The sequence below is a fragment of the Tabrizicola sp. genome, from assembly GCF_030694085.1.
Classification (GTDB): Bacteria; Pseudomonadota; Alphaproteobacteria; order Rhodobacterales; family Rhodobacteraceae; genus Tabrizicola.
Map to the genome: position 1 here is coordinate 1 of NZ_JAUXZE010000022.1, position 20,150 is coordinate 20,150.

Below are 20,150 nucleotides of genomic sequence, written 5' to 3' on the forward strand. Positions count from 1 at the left end.
CTGCGTCGCACCCCTGACGGCACCGCAAGAAGCAGCGACGGAGCACACAACCCCTCGCCGATCATGAAACGCAAGAATGTGCGCAAGACTGTTATCGTCATGCGGACTGACGATCGGGAGCGGTCCTCGCCTTGATCCAGACCGATCGAGCGGACGGCCGTAGCGGTGATCCCCTGCGGTTCCGATCCAAGCTTCATCAACCAGCGGCCCAACTCTTGCTGATAGCGCCTGATCGTCTCGGACGTGGCGCCGCGGTCCCGGCGCAGCCAAGTGGCAAAATCGGCGACGCGTGGATCGGCCGGTAGTTCCGTGGACACGGCCACTGGGATTACCCCCTCCTCTCTGAGGAAAGACACGAAGGCGCGGGCACCACGGCGGCGATCCTTATTGCCGGTGCCCTCGACCCGCTTGCCGCGTTTGGTCTTGATCCCGCACTGGCAGTCGTGATGGGCAAACTGCTCGATCACGTCGATATCGATATGGCTGGCCGGAATACGTCGCTGCAGAGCCCATTCCGCAAAATGCCGCGCCTGACTCATGCGGGAGTTGTAGATGACCTTGCCGTAGCCTTGGCCAGCAAGCCACGCGGAAAAGCCGACCAAATGCGGGCCAAGCCGGGCAACCTCGTCTGGAATGGCCACATGGCCGGTATCCTCCAGATAACGAAGAAACCTCCGGACCTCGGTGATGTAAGCGGGGTCCCGCAACTGCGCGGCGCTATAGCGGCCACACCGGCAGCGGTGTCGCGCAAAACGACTGATGACCGCAGTATCAAGATCCCTGATCGCGATATGCTGGTCGGCGACCCACTTCAGGAAATGCCGGGCGGCGCTGAGCGCGCCAGCAGACAAGTTGGGATTATCCGCAAGATAACCGGAAACAAGTGCTTGGCCGCTGACAGCCCCGGCGGCTGCCGCGCTGCCGGGGTGAGAGTTGGAGGGGGAGGTCATGTCGGGGTGTCCTTCTGCGGTTGAGAGCAGAGGCATCATGATTATGCCGAGTGGAGATCCCAAAATGAAACATCATATCAACGACATGAAGCGCCGCGCTCTGCATAACGCGGACGCGGCATATTATGTCTTATCCGGAACTCCGGATAACGCGTATTCCCGCGGGGTGATGTCGACGCGGATGTCGTTCCACTCCTCGGTCGGGATCTCCGACAGGCGGCGTTCCATCAGCGCTTCGCCGGTCGAGACAATCTGGATGACGGACGCATGGCCTGCGGCCAGATCGGCCTCGATGCTGGCGATCAGCGTCGGGGTCTTCATCGAGGTCAGAAGGTGGCCAAAGAAACGCTGTTTGGCGGACTCGAAGGCGGATCGGGCAGCGGATTTGGCTTGCCGGTTCAGCGTGCCGCCGCTCTCGCCGGTGATGTTGGCGGCCTCCATCGCGGCGGCGAGGTTGTTGTGGATGATGGCGAAAGCCCCGGCATAAGCATCATAGATGCCGCGCTGCTCAGGGGTCAGCGCGTGTTCCAGCATCTCGTATTCGACGCCATCGTAAGAAAGCGACCGGGCAGTGTAGAGGCAGAGCGACCGCAGGTCGCGGGCCAGAACCTCCATCGCGGCGACGCCGCCTGCCTCAATGGCCTCGACGAATTCAGCGCGGGTGGCGAACGGGAAATCCTCGCCACCCCAAAGTCCGAGCCGCTGCGCATAGGCCAGGTTGTGCACCGTGGTGGCCCCCGTGGCCGAGACATAGACCACGCGGGCATTGGGCAGTTTATGCTGGAGCCGCAGGCCCGCCCTGCCCTGCTGCGAGGCCTCGGTATCACCACGCTCGCCCTTCGATCCGGCGGCATTCGCCATGGCATGGCTTTCGTCAAACAGGATCACCCCGTCGAAATCCGCCCCCAGCCAGTCGACGATTTGATCGACACGGGACTTTTTCGCGCCCCGCTCCTCGGAGCGCAGCGTGGCATAGGTGGTGAACAGAATGCCCTCGGAGAGCGGGATATCCTTGCCCTGTGCGAACCGCGACAGCGGCGTCACCAGCAGACGCTCCTGACCCAGAGCCGCCCAGTCGCGCTGCGCATCCTCGAGGAGCTTGTCGCTCTTCGAGATCCAGAGCGCCTTGCGGCGACCCCGGCACCAGTTGTCGAGCAGGATCCCGGCCGATTGGCGGCCCTTGCCCGCGCCGGTGCCGTCGCCAAGGAAGAAGCCACGACGGAAGCGGACGGCGTCAGCGGCATCCTCAGGTGCGGCAGAAACCAAATCGCCGGTCTCATCGACGATCCACGAGCCGGCGAGATGCGCGCCATGCGCCTCACCGGCGTAGATCACCGTCTCGAGTTGGGCGTCCGACAGCAGGCCGTCGCGCAGGACGGCGGCGAGGAGTTTCGGGCGATAGGTCGGTTTCGGAGGCGCAACAGAGGCCATGGCTGCCGATTGCACCAGCTTGGTTGGATGCGGCGCGGCGCCGGGGATGTCGATCGCCTGCAGACGGAAGGTCTCGTAGATCGCGTCCGACAGGCGCGCAGCGCCGAGATCGTCCGCCGCCTCGCGGAGGGTGTAGGCGAGGTCCTCGACATCCGGCGTGGTGACATGCACATCCATCTTGGCCGCTGCCGTCGACCGCGAGGGTCGAGCGGCAGGGCCGGACGCATGAGGAAGACTTCCCCGGGAAGGGGAAGCGGAGCGGAATTGGGCGACGGTGCCCGCATCCATCTCGAGGCGCGGTGGGACATCGGCCGTGATCCGGGCAAGGAGGTGGGCCACATCAGGAGACATGGGCTGCTGCAGATCAGCCGTGATGCCACCCAGTTCGCCACCCCGGCATTTGTCGAAGACCGAGATCCGCGTCTCGAAGCTGGTCCCATGCTTGACGAAGGCCGCACCCGACACAGCACCTGTAAAGACCAGATGGGCGGACTCGGTCAAACGGTCGAAAGTCTCGGCCCAGGCCAATGCATCTGGCGCGAAACCGGCGCCGGTGATGGCAACAAGCCGTCCACCGGGGGCAAGGCGCGCGAGCGCCGAGCGCAGATGGCGCGCTGTCGCCTCGGTCGTCCGGCCATCGACATTGGCCACGGCCGAGAAGGGCGGGTTCATCAGGATGACGCTCGGGCGAACGCCGGCGTCCAGATGATCGTCGATTTGCGCAGCATCGAAGGTGGTGACGGGACGGCCTGGAAAAAGAAGACGCAGAAGATCGGCGCGGATGTCGGTCAATTCGTTCAAAGCGAGACTTCCGCCCGCGATCTCGGCGAGGATCGCCAAAAGCCCGGTCCCGGCGGAAGGCTCGAGGACTAGGTCACGGGGCGTGATCTGCGCTGCAGCCAGCGCCACAAGCCCCATGGGCAGCGGCGTCGAGAATTGCTGGAACCGCTCCATCTCCTCTGACCGTCGCGTATGGGTCGGCAAGAGGGCCGAAACCTTGGCGAGGATCGGCAACAGCGCCGCAGGCGAGCCAGCCCGGGTGAGCAGCGCGCGGCCGAACTTCCGCAGGAAGAGGACGAGCGCCACCTCGCCCGCCTCATAGGCAAGCTTCCAGTCCCAGGCGCCATCGGCGTCAGAGCCGCCGAAGGCACGCTCCATCTCAAGCCGCAGACGCAACGCGTCGATCTGGAAGCCTTGGGAGAGATCGGGCTGCAGCGCTTCGGCGACAGCGAGGATCGCGGGAGTGGGATCACGAGACGGGACAGAAACGGGAGGCGCAACGGGTGCGAGATAGGTCATCGGAGAACTCCAAAATGAGGGACATGGACAGGCCCGGGCACCCTCTCTCGGGCACCCTCAGGCCTGATCTTCCCCGACCCCGCTCTTCCTCTCGAACCGGTGCGTTGCGGACGCTTGGCTTGATTTTGTTCCTGTTATGTTCTATATTGGAGGCCAAGCCAGCAAGGGAGTTTCCCGATGGACAGCACCACACACGCCCTGCCCGCGACACCCAAGCAGATCGCCTATGCGCGCTCGCTTGCCCTACGCAATCAGACCCTCCTGCCTTGGGAAGTTCAGCAGGACCGCAGGTCGCTCAGCGCCTGGATCGAGGCGCAGGCGCAGATGAAGCCGGTATCCGACATGGACCGGCTGCCAACCTCGAAGCAGGTGGCCTTCGCGGAGAAGCTCGCCCGCATCAAGCGCCGGGCCGTCCCGGATGAATGCTTCCGCGACAAGGGGCTGATGTCGAAGTGGATCGACGGGAACAGGTGATCGAGCATCTCAGACGAGCGGCAACTGTGCTCTGTTAGATGTACGTGATGTCGAGATGTGATGCCAGCAGTGGGATGCCCTTGCGTTTGGCCCGGGAGACAGGTCCTTGCAAGGAACGCCGCGCAAACCCGGAAACCACCTTTCCAAAAGTAGCACCCCTGTTGACCCGCGATTGCCTTGGCTAAAAGCAGGACATCTTCATCGAGAGAAAGGGTTGTGTGCGTGGTGCACCTATGCAGATTCAGCGTCAAATGGGGTGTTGGTCGGGTTCATCAAAGGCTGATTTTCGGCACATGCGATTGGAAGTCTACACCAACATGGCCCTTACCGGGCCTGTCGGCTTGGACCGCGTCGGCAGGTAAATCGCGGCTGATCAGATCATCCCCCTGACGCTGGACCTGTGGAAAAATCGGCCAACTTCATCTTTGCCGATGCCGACCCTGACATTGCCGCGACCGGGGCGGTGAAGAATTTCACTCTGAATGCAGGGCAGGTCTGTTAGGCGGGCACGCGGCATTTTATGCGGCGCGCAGAGTATCCGACGTTCGTGACGGCGGTAAAGCGCGTGGCCGAGGCACTTGTGCCCGGCGAAACACTTGGGGCCGACCATCACACCACAGCAGTTTGGCCGGGTGCGGGCGTTCTTCGACGTGGCGAAATTGGACGGGGCCAAGTTGATTACTGGTGGCGCAGCTGCCACGATCACAGGGCAGGACGGCGGCTTCGACATCGCCCCGGCAGTCTATGCTGATGTGATCAACGATATGCGCGTGGCCCGCGAAGAGGCATTCGGCCCAGTGGGCGTGCTCATCCCCTTTGACACCGACCATAATGCGAGCCGTATCGCCAATGGCAGCGACCATGGCCTGATTGGCGCGCTGTGAACCCGCACTATCAGTCGTGGCCTGCGCGTGGCCGTCCGGGTAAAGGCAGGGCAGTGTCTCATCAAGGTCTAGAATACGGTGTCGTTGCAAACGCCCTTTGGCGTCCACAAAAACAATGAATATGGCCGCAAAAAGGGCATCGAGGCGATCCACCACTATTCACACTTCGGGATGACAACGGTCAGAATGCAGCGCGTTGCATTGCTGCTTCACATTGATATTGTTGCTGAATATTCGCTGGTCATTATTCAATCACAGAAAAGCGCACAGTGCCTGTTCATTGCATTCGCTGATCAGGTCATACTCGTTGTGCCAAACTGCGCTAAAGGACCGGCGGAGACATCCGATTACGACCCACGGAAATCCGCCGTTATTTGATATATGAAAGGGTATCTGATGTTGTCACGTCGCTCCTTCGCCCTGATGGGCGCCGCCTTTGGCACAAGTGCCGCACTCCCCGCTTTTGCCCGCGCGCCGCTTGGTGTGACCCTGCCCAGCTTTCACCGTGTCAAAGTCGGCACTACTGAGGTGACAGCGCTTTTAGACGGCGTTCTGGCGCTGAGCCCTGATTACTTCTCGGGCGTCGATCCCGCCAATATGGCCGCTATCCTGGAGTCGGTCGGACAAGATTCCACGCTGGAAACGCCGATCAACACCTTTGTCGTGAACACCGAAAGCGGGACCTATCTGGTCGATGCAGGTCTTGGAGGCGCACAGCTTTTCGGCCCCGGCCTTGGCAATACGCTGGCCAACCTGACCGCCGTTGGCATCACGCCCGACCAGATCGACGGCGTGATCCTGACCCACGCTCACCCCGATCACGCCGAGGGGCTGGTGGACGCGGAAGGCAAAGCGGTCTTCCCGAATGCCGAGATCGTCATCCATGAAGCCGAGATGAAGTTCTGGGGCGATGACGCGATCCTGGCTCAAGCCCCCGACAGTGCCAAGGGCCTGTTCGAATCCGCCCGTCGCACGCTTGGCGCCTATGCCGACCGCACGCGGCAAGTGGCCGAAAGTGAGGTGTTCCCCGGCCTGACGCTGAAGCACGCGCCTGGCCATACGATGGGTCATTCGGTGCTGCACATTGCCAGCGGTGACCAGCAGATGATGATCATGGGCGACACGCTGCACAACATCGCCATCCACACGGCGGTGCCTGAGGCCGGTTTCGGGTTTGATACCGATGCCACCCTTGCGGCGCAGTCGCGCCGCAAACTGTTGGAAATGGCAGCCGCCGATGGCATCCTGACGGCGTTCACCCATGTCAACTTCCCCGGCTTTGGCAAATTCAAGGCCAAGGACAGCGGCTATGTCTATCTGCCGGCTGATTGGGTCTGATCCCAAACAAGACGGATGGATGGGGATATCCCATCCATCCGCCCAATCTTCCCGCGTCATGCCCCGAAAGTTCCCGACATCATGACCCAGCTTACCGTTGATGCCCGCGTTGTCGCCCGCTTGACCGGCACCTTGCCCGAAGGCGGTTTTGAAGAGGGCACGCCGATCTGGGCCTGTGACGCGCCGGGCCTGCTGGACCCAGCCCACGCACCCGAAACACGGCTTGAAGCCGTGCCATTGGGCGAAAAGCTGGCCTTTTTGATGGAAGACGTGATCACCCGCGCCGAAGCGGCGCGGTTTATCGACCTGGCCGAAAGTCTGGGCTACCGCGATGCTGCCCCCGGCATTCAGACCCCGCCGGGCATGCGCCGCAACAAGACCGTGCACTGGATTGCGCCCGAGGCGGCCATGGCAGAACTGCACCGCCGCTTGAAACCCTTGCTTCCCGCCACGCTTGAAGGGCGCGCACTGTCACCGCGTCTTAGCCAGCGGATCAACATGTACCGTTACGATATCGGGGATGAATTTAACCTGCATACCGATGGCGACTGGCCGGGATTCGGGCTTTCGACAGACGGAACGGGCATGGCGCAATGGCGCGGCACCCATTCGATGCTGACGATGCTATTGTACCTGAACGGTTCCGAGGATGGCATCATCGGCGGCGAAACGGTGCTTTACGACAAGGGCGAAGCCGGGGCCACCATCACCCCCCACACCGGGCGGGCTCTGTTCTTTCGCCACGGGCAGAACCGGGCGTCAGTGTTGCATGCAGGCGCACGGCTGGGCGCGGGTACCAGCAAATATGTGGCGCGCATCAACGTCATGTATGATCTGCAATAAGTTGCAGCCGGTCAGTTCGAAGCACCAAGGTGCTTGTAGACCGTGGTGCGCGACATGCCCAGTTCCTGCGCCGCACGGGTTACGTTGCCGTCGTGGCGGCGCACGGCCGCTCGCACGGCAAGGCACTGATCGGCCTTCCACTGCGCGCCTTTACAACTGGCACAGGCATGTTGAATAGCAGGGGTTGACCTATTGACCAGCAGGCCTGCGAAATCCGCCATCTGCACAGGCCCGCTCTGGCGCCGCCCCGCGGCTTGGGCCATCGCCGCCCGCAATTCGCGCAGGTTGCCCGGCCAATCATGTGCCGCCAGAAGGTCTGCGACCCCTCGCCCAAGCGTGGCATCAGCGCGTGCTGCCCGCGCAAAGCGCAATGCGAGCGCGGGCAGATCACTGCGGTCGTTCAACAATGGCAGGGTAATTACCGTCCCCATCGCTGCATAGCGCAGTTGTGGGACAAGGTCAGCCGCAGCCGGGGCAGTGGTCGCGCCGAGCAAGAACAGGACATCGGGCCGCACAAGCGCGCCGGTCATCGGATGGCGATATTCGCCCTGTTCCAGCAGCCGAGCGATGACCAACTGCAAGGGTCCGGCAAGGGCCGTCATGTCCCCAAGATACAGGCTGCCCCCTACCGCCTCGGCCAAAAGGCCCGTGCTTTCCGTCTGTCCCAGCAGTGTTGTGACTGCCTGCGTGGCATTCAAAGTGGCTGCATCCACCGCCACGAACGGCTTGCCCTTCCGCGCGATGGCATGGGCAATGCGGGCATAGGTTTCTTTGCCCGTACCACTTTGCCCGATCAGGCAGATTGGCTGGCCGTTGCGCGCCGCATCCGGCAGGCCGGACAGCGCGCGGCGCAGGGCGGGGTCATCCAGCACGATCTCGCGGAACGGGTCGGCTTCGCGGTCTGCGACAGCAACAGGTTTGGCGGGCATCGACACCACCGGGCTTTGCCGCCCCGCCAGCGCGAAGCTTGCGCGGTTTGCCACGCAGCGCATCGACACACCCGACCCCATTCTGTCACGCAGGCGCAGGGTTTCGCCCTGCAGCAGGCGCTGCGCAATATCCTCGAACTGCCGGTCGAACAGCCGGTCAAACCGTTCGGATAGCAGGTTTTTGAACCCGGTCAGAAACATCTCGCCCCGCCGGTTCACGGCATGGATCCGAAACTCTTCATCCAGCACCAGCATGCCCACCGACAGCGTACCCAGATATTCCGGTCTTGGGTGGAACTGCAAAACGATCATCCGGTCATGTGTGGCGCGAATTAGGCTGTTTTCTATGTTGCTCGCCGACATCTGCACCAGCGCCGCCGTATGTTGCTGCCGGATCGTGGACCCTGATGACGCATCCAGCACCCCCGCCAGACCACCTCGCCCGTCAAAGATCGGGGCCGAAATGCAACTAACATCGCCATGCGCGCGCAGGAAATGTTCGCCACCGTAAATCTGCGTCGGAGCGCGGTTGATGATGCACAGACCCAAGGCGTTCGTACCCCGTGTCGCTTCTGTCCAGACCGACCCCGCAATGACGGCTCGCCCTGCATCAGTATCGGCGAACTGACCGTCGGTCAGCGTGTCCAGCACCACCCCATCGGGCGATCCAAGCGCGATCATAAAATTTGACCCGGCGATCTGGTCGAACAGCAGTTCCAGCTCTGGCCGGGCGAAATGGATCAGGTCGGCGTGGTCCGCGCGGCTGGCGCGAAAGGCTGTGTCGGTAAGAACCAGGCCCTCGCTGCGCGCCAGCGGATCAAGGCCGAACCCAAGACTGCGCAGCCAGCTATCAGAGATATCACCCGGCAATGCGCCGCCCGGAAACCGCCCTTGCGATTCAAGCATCATGCGAGCGCGCGACAGCGCCGCGCTTTGATGTGACATTGTCGGTCCTCCTCCCCAGGCTGACCCCCCTTTTGGCTAAGTGGCCAGAGCCGTTTTGTCAACGCGCCAACCGATTCGCAGGCGACTGTCCAGATTTTGCACAGTGGCCGGATGACGGGGCCGCATGCTGGGGCCGCATGCTGTCCACATGGCTCTGAATCGCTTGGACTCTGTTCAGAAAACCCACGCTCTGGGGCTGTTTCGTCCACAGTTTGAACGCTTCCGCAGGGGGGAAGCCTTTGATTTGCCGGGCCGACGGAAGGCTGCTTTGTCGGTCATGCAACCACAATGCCCGACCGGGCGGAAAACAGGAAAGGTCACCCAATGAAGGCGCAGGTTCTTCACAAATACGACATGGCTTTGACCGCGCCAAACTGGGTGACCTTGCAAGACGTGCCGGATCCCAAGATTGCAAAATCGACAGATGTAATTGTTCGCATCGGCGGGGCCGGTGTGTGCCGCACCGATCTTCATATCGTTGAAGGCGTGTGGATGCCGATCACCGACCCCACCGGCGATAAGCTGCTGCCGCTCATTATGGGGCATGAGAACGCAGGCTGGGTCGAAGAAATCGGCCCTGAGGTTGAAGGCTTCAAGATTGGCGATCCGGTCATCGTGCACCCGAAGGTCACGGGTGGCACTTGTCTTGCCTGCCGCCGTGGCCATGACATGCACGGTGACGGCAAGTTTCCGGGGCTGGACAGCAACGGCGGCTATGCCGAGGCGCTGCTGACATCGTCGCGCAATCTTGTAGCCTTGCCCAAGACGCTGGCCCCCAAGGACGTGGCCCCTTATGCCGACGCCGGACTGACGGCCTACCGCGCAGCCAAGAAAGCCGCGCAAGTGTTGCTGCCCGACCAGACGGCGGTTGTCATCGGCGCGGGCGGTCTGGGCCACATCGGTGTGCAGGTTCTGCGCGCCATGTGTGCAGCGCGGATCATCGTCGTTGATATTTCCGATGTGTCGCTGAAGCTGGCAGGTGAAGGCGGGGCCGATCATCTGGTCAAGGCTGACGGTGACGAGGTTGACGCCGTGCTGGCGCTGACTGGCGGCAAGGGAGCCGAGGCAGTGATCGACTTCGTGGGCGAAAAAGGCACCACGAAGAAGGGGCTCGACATGACCCGAGCCAACGGCAGCTATTACATCGTGGGATACGGCGAAAACATCAATATTCCCACCGTTGACCTGATCTCTACCGAGCGAAACATTATCGGCAATCTTGTCGGCACCTGGGCCGAACTGACCGAATTGATGGCGCTGGCTGACCGCGGTTTGGTGGAACTGGCGACCAAGCACTACAAACTCAGCGAAGCAAATCAGGCACTGCAAGACCTGCACCACGGCAAGATCAAGGGACGTGCGGTTCTGGTCCCCTGACCGTCCGCTTCCCTTGCAATAAACATGATCTTTCGGGAGGAAACCATGACCAAGACAACGCTGCGCGGCGCGTTTGCCGCAACGACGGCCCTGAGCCTGATTGCCAGCACGGCAATGGCTGAGGATTACACCAAATACGGCATCAAGGCCGATGTGCCGGGCACCTGTTCCTTCGAAGCGATTGATGCCAAGGACTACACCGGGCGCACGCTGAACATCATCACCCATGCCATCCCGGTGATCGGCGAGCCGACAGCGCTGCACGCTCAGCAGTTTCAGGAACTGACCGGGGCCACCGTCAACGTGGTGCACGTGCCGTTCGGCGATCTGTTCCAGCGGATCATGATTCCGTTCCAGACACAGCAGGCGGCGTATGACGTGCTGTTCCATGCCTCGCTGTGGCTGGGGGATTTCAGTCCGTTTTTTGCCGAAGTGCCTGCGGCATATCAGGAAACATCGGGGATGAAATCTGTGACCGACACCTACCGTGGCGTGTCGCTTGTGGATGGCAAGCTGTTGCAATACCCGATGGACGGCGACCGCCATTATCTGAAGTACCGCAGCGATGTGTTCGCAAACCCGGATATGCAGGCGAAGTTCAAAGAGGCCACTGGCCGCGATCTGACCGTGCCTGCAACATGGGAGGAATATAACGAGGTCGCCGCCGTCTTCAACGATTTCGACTTTGACGGCGACGGTGCGCCGAACTTCGGCACTGCCGAAGTGACCAAGCGCGACGACCTGATGTTTTCCGCCTTCATCAGCCGTGTTGCGGCCTATGCCAAGCACCCCGACGTGAAGGGTGGTTTCTTCTTTGATCTGGAAACCATGACGCCCCTGATCAACACCCCCGGCTGGGTACGCGGGCTGGAACTGTTCGTGGCGGCACAGGCGTCGATGCCGCCCGGTGGCACGTCTTTCGGTCTGGGGGATGAGATCTTTTCGTTCGGTGGCGGGCAGACATTGATGTCCTATTCATGGGACGATGCTTTCATTCAGGCCATGCAGGCTGACAGCCCGATCCGCAACAAGGTGGCCGCAGCACCCTTGCCGGGCGCGAAAGAGGTCTGGAACCGCACCACCGGCGCGTGGGATACGTTCGAGACGCCAAATCAGGTATCCTATGTCACCTGGGGCTGGTCGTCTGCAGTGGCCGCGGCAAGCCCCAATCAGGATATGGCATTCGACTATCTGTGCTTCTTTTCCAACGAGGCGAACACCATGGCTGACCTGCAAATCGGCCGCTTTGGCGTGAACCCGTACCGGGCCGAACATTTCGACCCGGCGTTCTATCAGAACGACCTTGGCTGGGATGCTGCCGTTGCCACCACCTATGCCGACACGCTGAAGGCGGTGGACAGCGCCCCCAATCAGGTGTTCGACCTGCGCGTGCCGGGGGTGGGCGAGTTCATGTCGTCGCTGGCTGCAGGTGTGGCACGGGCGCAATCGGGCGAGGCCACGGCGCAAGAGGCGCTGGATGGTGTGGCCGCCGAATGGACCGCAATCGTGGACCGGATTGGCAAGGACAAGGTGAAAGCCGCCTATGCAAACGTGGTGGCACTGGAAGACAAGTGATCAAAGGGGGGCTGTTGCAGCCCCCCCCACCCCCATCGCCTCCCCATGGGGGAGGCCCCTGCACTGACGTGGCACGTCTTGCCGGATGCGTCGCAAGACAGCTTTGCAGATCCCGCTTCTCCCTCCCGCCTTTGGGGCGGAGGGTTGGGTGGGGCGGCTTTAGTGACGGCAACCAAGCCGATCCGAAACCAAAAAGGACCGCACGCCGATGTACCGCCAGAAATACCTGTTCCTTCTGCCCGGCCTTCTGGTGCTGGTGGCGATCATCCTTTTCCCGCTTCTGTTCACCATCCGCGTCAGCTTTTCCTCCTGGGATGTGTATAACCCCGGCTTGAACTGGATCGGCGGCGAGAACTATGGCCGCCTGTGGGAGGACGCCCGCTATTGGCAGGCTCTCGGGCGATTGACGCTGCTCTCGGTCACCACGGTGCTGATCCAGTATGTCCTTGGCTTTGCGCTGGCACTGATGGTCTGGCGCGACCTAGCCGCGCGGCGGCTGTTCCGGGTGTTGTTCCTGATCCCGATGATGACCACGCCCGTCGTCATGTCGGTGCTGTGGCGCACGATCTTTCATGAAAGCCTCGGGCCGCTGAACCCCATTCTGGAAAGTCTCGGCATCGGCGCCGCACCTTGGCTCTCCAGCGCAGGCTGGGCCTTTGCGGCGGTGGTGATTGTCGAGGTCTGGCAATGGACGCCGTTCATGTTTCTGCTGCTGCTGGCGGGGCTTTTGTCCTTGCCGAACGAGCCATATCTCGCTGCAAAGATTGATGGTGCGGGGCCTGTGCGGACGTTCTTTTCAGTAACCTTTCCGATGCTGGGCGCGATTTCGGTGGGGGCCATCCTGATCCGCCTGATCGAGGCGTCAAAGATCATGGAAACGGTCTATGTGCTGACATCTGGCGGGCCGGGCACCAGTACCGAAACATCCAGCTATTACATCTACATTCGGGGGATGCGGGATTTCCAGATCGGTTATTCGGCGGCGCTGTCGCTGACCTACCTGATCATCATGATCGTGGCGCTGACGGTGATTGCCAAGCTTCTGGTGCGCGCATTGGTAAAGGACGCGGCATGAAAACCCTGTATCTGGCGCTGAAATATCTGGCGATCGCGCTGTGGTCGGCCTTTGTCGTGTTCCCGTTCCTCTGGGCGCTGACCACCAGTTTCAAATCCGCCAATGGCGTGACCGGCGGGGCGACATGGATCCCGTGGGTGCAGTATGAACCATCCTTGCAGGGCTGGCAGTCGCTTTTCGGCGGGGTGGGCGGTATCAATGTGGTGAAGCCGTTCTACAATTCCCTCGTCGTTACCCTTTCGGCCAGCGTGATCAGCATCACGCTTGGCACACTGGCCGCCTATGCGCTGTCGCGGTTCACCTTCCGGTTTCTGTGGATGCGCAACAGCGACATTACCTTCTTCTTCATCAGCCAGCGAATCATGCCACCTATCGTGCTGGCCATTCCCTTTTTCCTGATGCTGCGCTCGCTTGGCCTGCTGGATAGTCTGCCGGGGTTGATCCTCGTTTATGTGGCGCTGCTGATGCCGATTGCCGTGTGGGTCATGGTCGATTTCTTCAACGGCGTGCCGCGTGGGCTGGATGAGATGGCGTGGATGGATGGCTGCAATCCGATCACCACCTTCTGGCGGGTGATCCTGCCCAATGCTCTGCCGGGGTTGGTGGTGGCCGGGATGTTCTGCATCATCTTTGGCTGGAATGACTTTTTCTTTGCCTTCACGCTGACCTTTACCGAGACGCAGCTTTTGCCAGTGGCCATCGTGTCGCTGAATTCATCGGTGACGCCGTGGTGGTCGCTGTCGGCGGCGGCGCTGGTATCCATCGCGCCGCTGGTTGTGCTGGCGTTTGTGGTAGAGCGGTTCCTGTCAAAGGGCGGCTTGGCCGGGGCGGTGCGCTGATGCTGAAGATCACAGATCTTGAGCTGCTGGTGGGGGGCGTGGCGCATCTAGCCGCCATTAACGCCAGCTTTCAGCCCGGCACGCTGACCACCATTCTGGGCCGCACTGGGGCGGGCAAGACCACGCTGATGCGCGCGATTGCGGGGCTGATTGCGCCGGACAGGGGCCAGATCTTGCTGGACGGCACGGGTTGGACGCGCCTGCCGCCCTGGAAGCGCCCGGTGGCGATGGTGACGCAGCAATTCATCAACTATCCACATCTGAACGTGCGCGACAATGTGGCCTTCCCCCTGGTGCGCGCGGGTGTGGCCAAGGCCGACGCCGCCGCCCGCGCCGAGGCGGCCCTAGCGCGCGTGGGTCTTGCCGCGATGGTGGACCGCCGCCCCTCGGCGCTGTCAGGTGGCCAGCAACAGCGTGTGGCGATCGCCCGCGCGCTGGTGAAAAAGGCCCCGGTCCTTCTGTTGGACGAGCCGTTTGTGAACCTTGATTACAATCTGCGCGAGGCGTTTCGCAAAGATCTGGTTGACCTCTTGGCAGTAGAGACGGGCACAGTGGTGCTTTACGCCTCGACCGATCCGCGTGAGGCCTTGCAGATGGGCGACCAGATCGTGCTGCTGGCGGACGGTCGCATCGTGCAATCGGGCAGCCCGCGTGATGTCTTTGCCAACCCGGCCAGCCTGACCGCCGCCAGGGTCGTGAACGACCCGCCGATCAACCCGATCCCATTTCACCAGAACGGCGTTGCCGATTTCGGCGCGCTTGGCCAGCAGGCAATTACTCTGCCGTCGGGTGCCTACACGCTGGGCCTGCGCGCAAGCGATATCCGCGCGGGCGGGCCGCATCAGGCGCGGGTCACGCTTACCGAAGTCACCGGGTCTGAAACGCTGACCCACCTGTCGTTGAACGGCCTTGACCTGGTGATGCAGGAAAAAAGCGTCGTGCTGCGAAGCCCCGGTGATGTGGTGGGCGTGCATCTTGATCTGCACAAAGGATTAGTCTTTGGCGCAGACGGGCAAAGGGCAGGGGTCTGACATGGCAGAAATTCGGCTGGCCAAACTGGCCCACTCCTACGGCAACGGAACAAATGCGCTGAAACCGCTGGACATGACCTGGCGCGATGGCGGCACCTATGCGCTGCTCGGGCCATCTGGTTGTGGCAAATCCACCATGCTCAATATCATCTCGGGCCTATTGAAGCCGTCCGAGGGCCGGGTCCTGTTTGACGGGCAGGATGTGACTGATAAAGACACCGGCGCGCGGAATATCGCGCAGGTGTTTCAGGTGCCGGTGATCTACCGGTCGATGACGGTGGGCGAAAATCTGGCCTTCCCGTTGGTGTGCCGCCGCGTGCCCACCCCCCGCATCAAGGCGCGGGTCGAGGCAATTGCCGAGCGGCTGGGCCTGTCGCGGCATCTGAACAGCCGCGCCGTGGCGCTTACGGCAGATCAGAAACAACTGATCTCGCTGGGCCGCGGGCTGGTGCGCGAAGATGTTTCAGCAGTGCTGCTGGACGAACCGCTGACGGTGATCGACCCGCAGATGAAGTTCGAGCTGCGCAAGATCCTGAAGGACATCAACCGCGAGTTTCGCCTGACTATGGTGCTGGTCACGCATGACCAGAACGAGGCGCTGACCTTTGCCGATACAGTTGTCGTGATGAACCACGGTGAGGTGATACAGGCGGGCACTCCGCAAGAGCTGTTTGAACGCCCTGCCACCACCCATGTTGGGACCTTTATCGGCAGCCCAGCGATGAACTTTTTGCCCGCCGTGCACGAGGGTGACCGGGTGCTTGTCCCCGGCGCCGGCCTGTCCCGCACAGCCCCCGCGGACCTGCCTACCACAGATCTGACACTGGCCTTTCGCCCGGAGCATGCGGTTGCGGGTGGGCCCCTGGCAGGCACCGTGACGCGCATTTGGTTTGAAGGTGCCGATCAGGTGCTGGCCTTGTCGGTCGGCGACGCGTCGTTGCGCATCCGTGCCGTAGCAGGGGCCGAAACGGTCGGGGCAATCGTGCGTTTTGACGTGCCGCAAGACTGCTTGCGGCTATACCACCAAGGCCGCCTTGTGGCCTGAGAAATTTGCAACCTGAGGAGATGGCAACAATGAGTGATTACTATTCACAGGAAAACCACGGTCCGTTTCATCTGCACAGCCTTGGCGATTTCACCCTGACCTCGGGGCAGGTGCTGAAGGACGCGCAAATTGCCTACGCCACCCAAGGCACGCTGAACGCGGCCAAGGACAACGCAGTGCTGGTCACCACCTGGTACACGGGCACCACCAAGATCATGGAGCAGATTTACATAGGCGCGGGCCATGCGCTGGACCCATCGAAGTATTTCATCATTCTGGCAAATCAGTTGGGATCAGGCCTGTCCACATCGCCCTCTAACTCTGCGGCGCAAGGGGGGGCGGCCTTTCCCGCAGTGTCAATGGGAGATGACGTCAACGCACAGCACCGGCTGGTGACAGAGGCGTTTGGCCTCGATCATCTGGCGCTGGTGTTCGGCGGGTCGATGGGGGCGGGGCAGGCGCTGGAATGGGCCTGCCGTTACCCCGGTTTTGCACAGCGTGTTGCGGCCTTGGCGGGGGTTGGCACCACGCGCCCCCATGCCGTGGTCATAGGCAAGATCGTGCAGGACATCCTGACCTCTGCTCCAGGCTTCAACGGCGGAGCCTATGCCGCTGCCGACATGGCAGTGCCACTGCGCCAGCACGCGCTTTACTGGACAAACCTTGCTTGGTGCCCTGATTTTCTAGACCGCAAGGGGTGGGAACCCTTGGGCCATGCGTCTCTGGATGCCTTTCTGACCGATTTCATGACCGGCTATTTCGCGCCGATGGATGCCAACAACCTGCTGGCACAGGTCAGCAAATGGCAACGCGCCGATGTGGGTGGCATTGCGGGCGGCGATGCAAAGGCCGCCTACGCGAAGGTGAAGTCGAAGGTGCTGCTGATGCCGATATCGTCAGACCAGATTTTCCCTGTGACCACCTGCATCGCAGAGGCAGCATTGATCCCCGGTGCCCGCCTGACCGTGATCGAAGGCAAGGCAGGCCATCTTGGTCTTTTCGCCATCGAGCCTGATTACATGCCGCAGATCAACGCGGCTCTCTCCGGGCTGCTAGGTGAACAGGTCTAGGCTATCTTCTTGCGGGCGATCTGATCAGTCATCTGGTGGACTTGATTGCGTCTGGAGTCTCGTCCTAAGCTCAGCTGATCCGCGCGGATTGCCGCTTTACCCATCGGATAGGTATTGAAGACTCAATCGAAGCGACTCCGCCGATCTTCGTTAGACGTCCGGTCAAAAAGTGCTCGAAGTCGTTCAGGTCGGCAACCGAAAGGCGAAGCAGATAGTCGAAGCTGCCGGTCATCAGCCAACACTCTACGACTTCGGGGCAGAGTTTGACCTCACGCTCGAACTCGACAAGTTTGCGGTCCACCTGCTGATCCAGCTTGACGGAGACGAAGACACTGAAGCCAAAGCCCATGCGTACCTCGTCCACCACGGCGCTGTAGCCGGTGATGAAGCCTTCGGCCTCTAGCCGGCGGATGCGCCGCGCGCAGGGTGAGGGCGACAGGCCGACGCGCTCGCTCAGGTCCTGATGCGAGATGCGCGCATCTGCCTGCAGTTCTTTCAGAATTCGGTGGTCGATCTGATCCAGTTTCACGTGATATACGCCGAAAACCAGCGCCTCTTGTCAACTTAACGCCGAATCTAAGTAATCGGAGTGCAAAAGGACAGGTAAAATGCCGGAATCTCGCCCAAGGACTGCGATATTCTTGCCCAAAGGAGTTGCCGATGCCTGATTTTCCCCATCTGAAAACCCTAGAACAGCGGCTGTTGTGGTTGTCGCACTGGATGATCCACCACGCAAACCACATCCGGCCCAAGGTGGACGGGATCAAGGTCGGCGGGCATCAGGCGTCCTCGGCCTCGATGGTGTCGATCCTGACCGCGCTCTATTTCCACGCACTGCGGCCGCAGGACCGAGTGGCGGTCAAACCCCATGCTTCGCCGGTCTTTCACGCCATCCAATATTTGATGGGCAACCAGACCCGCGAGAAGATGGAGAATTTCCGCGGTTTCGGTGGGGTGCAAAGCTACCCCAGCCGGACCAAGGACGTGGATGATGTCGATTTCTCCACCGGGTCGGTCGGCCTTGGCGTCGCGATCACGTCGTTTGCGTCCATCGTGCAGGACTATATCGCCGCCAAGGCTTGGGGTGGCAATCTGTCCCTGGGCCGCATGGTGGCGTTGGTCGGTGATGCCGAGTTGGACGAAGGCAACGTCTATGAGACGCTGCAAGAGGGCTGGAAGAACGATCTGCGGAACTGCTGGTGGATCATCGACTACAACCGCCAGTCGCTGGACGGGATCGTGCGTGAGGGGCTGTTTGCGCGGATCGAGCAGATCTTCGACGCCTTCGGCTGGGATGTGGTGCGGATCAAATATGGCGCCCTGCAACGCGCGGCCTTTGCCGAGCCGGGGGGTGCCGCTTTGCGCGACTGGATCGACCGCTGCCCGAACCAGCAATACGCCGCGCTGACCTTTATGGGCGGGGCCGTCTGGCGCAAGCGGCTGATGGAGGATCTGGGCGATCAGGGCGATGCGTCGGCGCTGATCGACCGGCGCGACGACGCAGGGTTGGCAGCGCTGATGGAAAACCTTGGCGGCAACTGCGTGCAGACCATGGCCGAGGCCTTCGATGCCGTCACCCACGACCGGCCGACCTGTTTCCTCGCTTACACGATCAAGGGCTGGGGCACCCCGATTGCCGGCCATAAGGACAACCACGGCGGGCTGATGAACCCGACCCAGTTTGCGGCGTGGCAAAGGCACATGGGCGTGCCGCCGGGGCAGGAATGGGACCCGATGGCCACCGTCCAAGACCCTGCCGCCCTGCGCAGTTTCCTGTCGCGCGTGCCGTTCTTTGCCAAGGGCAGCCGCCGCTATCACGACGACCGCATTGCTGTGCCAAAGATCACCGTCGATACTGGCCGCGAGATCTCGACTCAGGCCGCCTTCGGCAAGATCCTCGATGACCTTTCCAAGGGCTCCTCTGCGCTGGCCGCGCGGATCGTGACCACGTCGCCTGACGTGACAGGAACCACCAGCCTTGGCGCTTGGGTCAACCGGCGCAAGTTGTTTGCGCGCCAGCCGCAGGCCGATGCCTTCATTGAGCACCGCATCCCCTCGACCGCGAAGTGGGAGTTTGCGCCCGAAGGCCAGCATATCGAATTGGGCATCGCCGAGATGAACCTGTTCTTGCTGCTGGGGGCGGCGGGCCTGTCACACAGCCTATTCGGCAAGCGGCTGTTCCCCATCGGCACAGTCTATGACCCCTTTGTGCATCGGGGCCTCGATGCCCTGAATTATGCCTGCTATCAGGATGCCCGCTTCATCATCATCGGCACCCCGTCGGGCGTTACACTGGCGCCCGAAGGCGGCGCGCATCAGTCCATCGGCACGCCCCTGACCGGCATGTCGCAGGATGGGTTGGCGGCGTTTGAACCGGCCTTTGCCGATGAACTGGCTGTGATCATGGAATGGGCCTTCGACTATCTTCAACGCGACGGCAATGGCGACCCGGACGAACGCACCTGGCTGCGCGACAAAACAGGCGGGTCGGTTTATCTGCGGTTGACGACAAACCCGCTGGAACAGCCGGGCAAGCGCCACGACAACGCCTTCCTGCAAGGGGCCATCGACGGAGCTTACTGGCTGCGAAAGCCCGGACCAAATTGCCAGTCAGTGATCGCCTATCAGGGGGCTGTAGCGCCTGAGGCTATTGCGGCAGCGGGCATCATCGGCGAACACCACCGCGATGTGGGGGTGCTGGCCGTTACCTCGGCCGACCGGCTGAACGCGGGCTGGACGGCAGCACAGCGCGCCCGCGCAGGTGGTAACCGGGCGGCACGCAGCCACATTGAGACATTGTTGGCGGACCTGCCGCGAGATTGTCTGCTGATCACGGCCATTGACGGACACCCGGCCACTTTGGCTTGGCTAGGGTCGGTCGGCGGGCACAAGACAGTGTCACACGGGGTCGAGCATTTCGGCCAGACTGGCACGATCGGCGACCTCTATCACCACTTCGGGCTGGACCGTGACTCCCTTGCGCAGTCCATAGCGGGTTTGACAACGGGACGAAGTTCTTAGGTTCAGATGGGTATTCGGCTTGCG

The 20,150-nt window shown here is 61.8% G+C and carries 15 protein-coding genes and 2 pseudogenes; 13 read left to right on the plus strand and 4 right to left on the minus strand.

Features of this window, described 5'->3' with window-relative positions:
- Both Q8M85_RS03205 and Q8M85_RS03210 read right to left on the minus strand, forming a co-directional pair.
- Positions 1-950, minus strand: a pseudogene (locus Q8M85_RS03205) (integrase); the annotation flags it as partial.
- 147 nt (positions 951-1,097) lie between these two features.
- A pseudogene (locus Q8M85_RS03210) lies at positions 1,098-3,680 on the minus strand (strawberry notch-like NTP hydrolase domain-containing protein); the annotation flags it as partial.
- 177 nt (positions 3,681-3,857) lie between these two features.
- On the opposite strand from Q8M85_RS03210, the gene Q8M85_RS03215 reads away from it, so the two are divergent.
- The 5 genes from Q8M85_RS03215 to Q8M85_RS03235 all read left to right on the plus strand — a co-directional run bounded on the left by Q8M85_RS03215 (position 3,858) and on the right by Q8M85_RS03235 (position 7,219).
- A complete protein-coding gene (locus tag Q8M85_RS03215) occupies positions 3,858-4,154 on the plus strand; it encodes a hypothetical protein (protein ID WP_305540179.1) in 297 nt (98 codons plus the stop codon).
- A gap of 596 nt (positions 4,155-4,750) precedes the next feature.
- Entirely contained in the window at positions 4,751-5,038 is a 288-nt protein-coding gene (locus tag Q8M85_RS03220) for an aldehyde dehydrogenase family protein (RefSeq protein WP_305540181.1), read from the plus strand.
- A gap of 84 nt (positions 5,039-5,122) precedes the next feature.
- Positions 5,123-5,416 carry a hypothetical protein gene (locus Q8M85_RS03225; protein ID WP_305540184.1) on the plus strand — a complete coding sequence of 98 codons (294 nt, stop codon included), beginning with the start codon at positions 5,123-5,125 and terminating at the stop codon, positions 5,414-5,416.
- A gap of 18 nt (positions 5,417-5,434) precedes the next feature.
- Positions 5,435-6,376, plus strand: coding sequence for an MBL fold metallo-hydrolase (locus Q8M85_RS03230; protein ID WP_305540186.1), 942 nt, complete (start codon positions 5,435-5,437; stop codon positions 6,374-6,376).
- Positions 6,377-6,457: 81 nt separating this feature from the next.
- A complete protein-coding gene (locus tag Q8M85_RS03235) occupies positions 6,458-7,219 on the plus strand; it encodes a 2OG-Fe(II) oxygenase (protein WP_305540189.1) in 762 nt (253 codons plus the stop codon).
- An 11-nt stretch (positions 7,220-7,230) separates the two neighbouring features.
- On the opposite strand, the gene Q8M85_RS03240 is transcribed toward Q8M85_RS03235, so the two are convergent.
- A complete protein-coding gene (locus tag Q8M85_RS03240; RefSeq protein ID WP_305540192.1) occupies positions 7,231-9,093 on the minus strand; it encodes a sigma-54-dependent Fis family transcriptional regulator in 1,863 nt (620 codons plus the stop codon).
- 324 nt (positions 9,094-9,417) lie between these two features.
- Here Q8M85_RS03240 and Q8M85_RS03245 point away from each other — a divergent pair, with 324 nt between their 5' ends.
- From Q8M85_RS03245 to Q8M85_RS03275, 7 genes are all read left to right on the plus strand, one after another.
- A complete protein-coding gene (locus tag Q8M85_RS03245; protein WP_100196007.1) occupies positions 9,418-10,470 on the plus strand; it encodes an NAD(P)-dependent alcohol dehydrogenase in 1,053 nt (350 codons plus the stop codon).
- Between the two features lie 45 nt (positions 10,471-10,515).
- The gene (locus Q8M85_RS03250; protein ID WP_100196111.1) at positions 10,516-12,045 is read left to right on the plus strand and encodes an extracellular solute-binding protein; all 1,530 of its coding nucleotides are present in this window, start codon (positions 10,516-10,518) and stop codon (positions 12,043-12,045) included.
- Positions 12,046-12,253: 208 nt separating this feature from the next.
- Entirely contained in the window at positions 12,254-13,120 is an 867-nt protein-coding gene (locus tag Q8M85_RS03255) for a carbohydrate ABC transporter permease (protein WP_125327866.1), read from the plus strand.
- Positions 13,117-13,959, plus strand: coding sequence for a carbohydrate ABC transporter permease (locus Q8M85_RS03260; RefSeq protein ID WP_125327867.1), 843 nt, complete (start codon positions 13,117-13,119; stop codon positions 13,957-13,959). The genes Q8M85_RS03255 and Q8M85_RS03260 overlap by 4 nt, the downstream gene beginning before the upstream one ends.
- Entirely contained in the window at positions 13,959-14,990 is a 1,032-nt protein-coding gene (locus tag Q8M85_RS03265; RefSeq protein ID WP_305540210.1) for an ABC transporter ATP-binding protein, read from the plus strand. The genes Q8M85_RS03260 and Q8M85_RS03265 overlap by 1 nt, the downstream gene beginning before the upstream one ends.
- Before the next feature lies 1 nt (position 14,991).
- Positions 14,992-16,035, plus strand: a complete 1,044-nt coding sequence (locus Q8M85_RS03270) for an ABC transporter ATP-binding protein (RefSeq protein WP_305540213.1) — start codon at positions 14,992-14,994, stop codon at positions 16,033-16,035.
- A gap of 29 nt (positions 16,036-16,064) precedes the next feature.
- On the plus strand, positions 16,065-17,105 hold the full coding sequence (locus Q8M85_RS03275) for an alpha/beta fold hydrolase (protein WP_125327869.1): 1,041 nt from the start codon (positions 16,065-16,067) through the stop codon (positions 17,103-17,105).
- Positions 17,106-17,175: 70 nt separating this feature from the next.
- On the opposite strand, the gene Q8M85_RS03280 is transcribed toward Q8M85_RS03275, so the two are convergent.
- Positions 17,176-17,628 (minus strand): Lrp/AsnC family transcriptional regulator, encoded by a 453-nt coding sequence (locus tag Q8M85_RS03280; protein ID WP_305540285.1) that lies wholly within the window; start codon positions 17,626-17,628, stop codon positions 17,176-17,178.
- Between the two features lie 137 nt (positions 17,629-17,765).
- Here Q8M85_RS03280 and Q8M85_RS03285 point away from each other — a divergent pair, with 137 nt between their 5' ends.
- Positions 17,766-20,126: a 1-deoxy-D-xylulose-5-phosphate synthase N-terminal domain-containing protein gene (locus Q8M85_RS03285; RefSeq protein WP_305540218.1), complete on the plus strand. Its 2,361-nt coding sequence runs from the start codon at positions 17,766-17,768 to the stop codon at positions 20,124-20,126.
- Positions 20,127-20,150 lie beyond the last annotated feature (24 nt).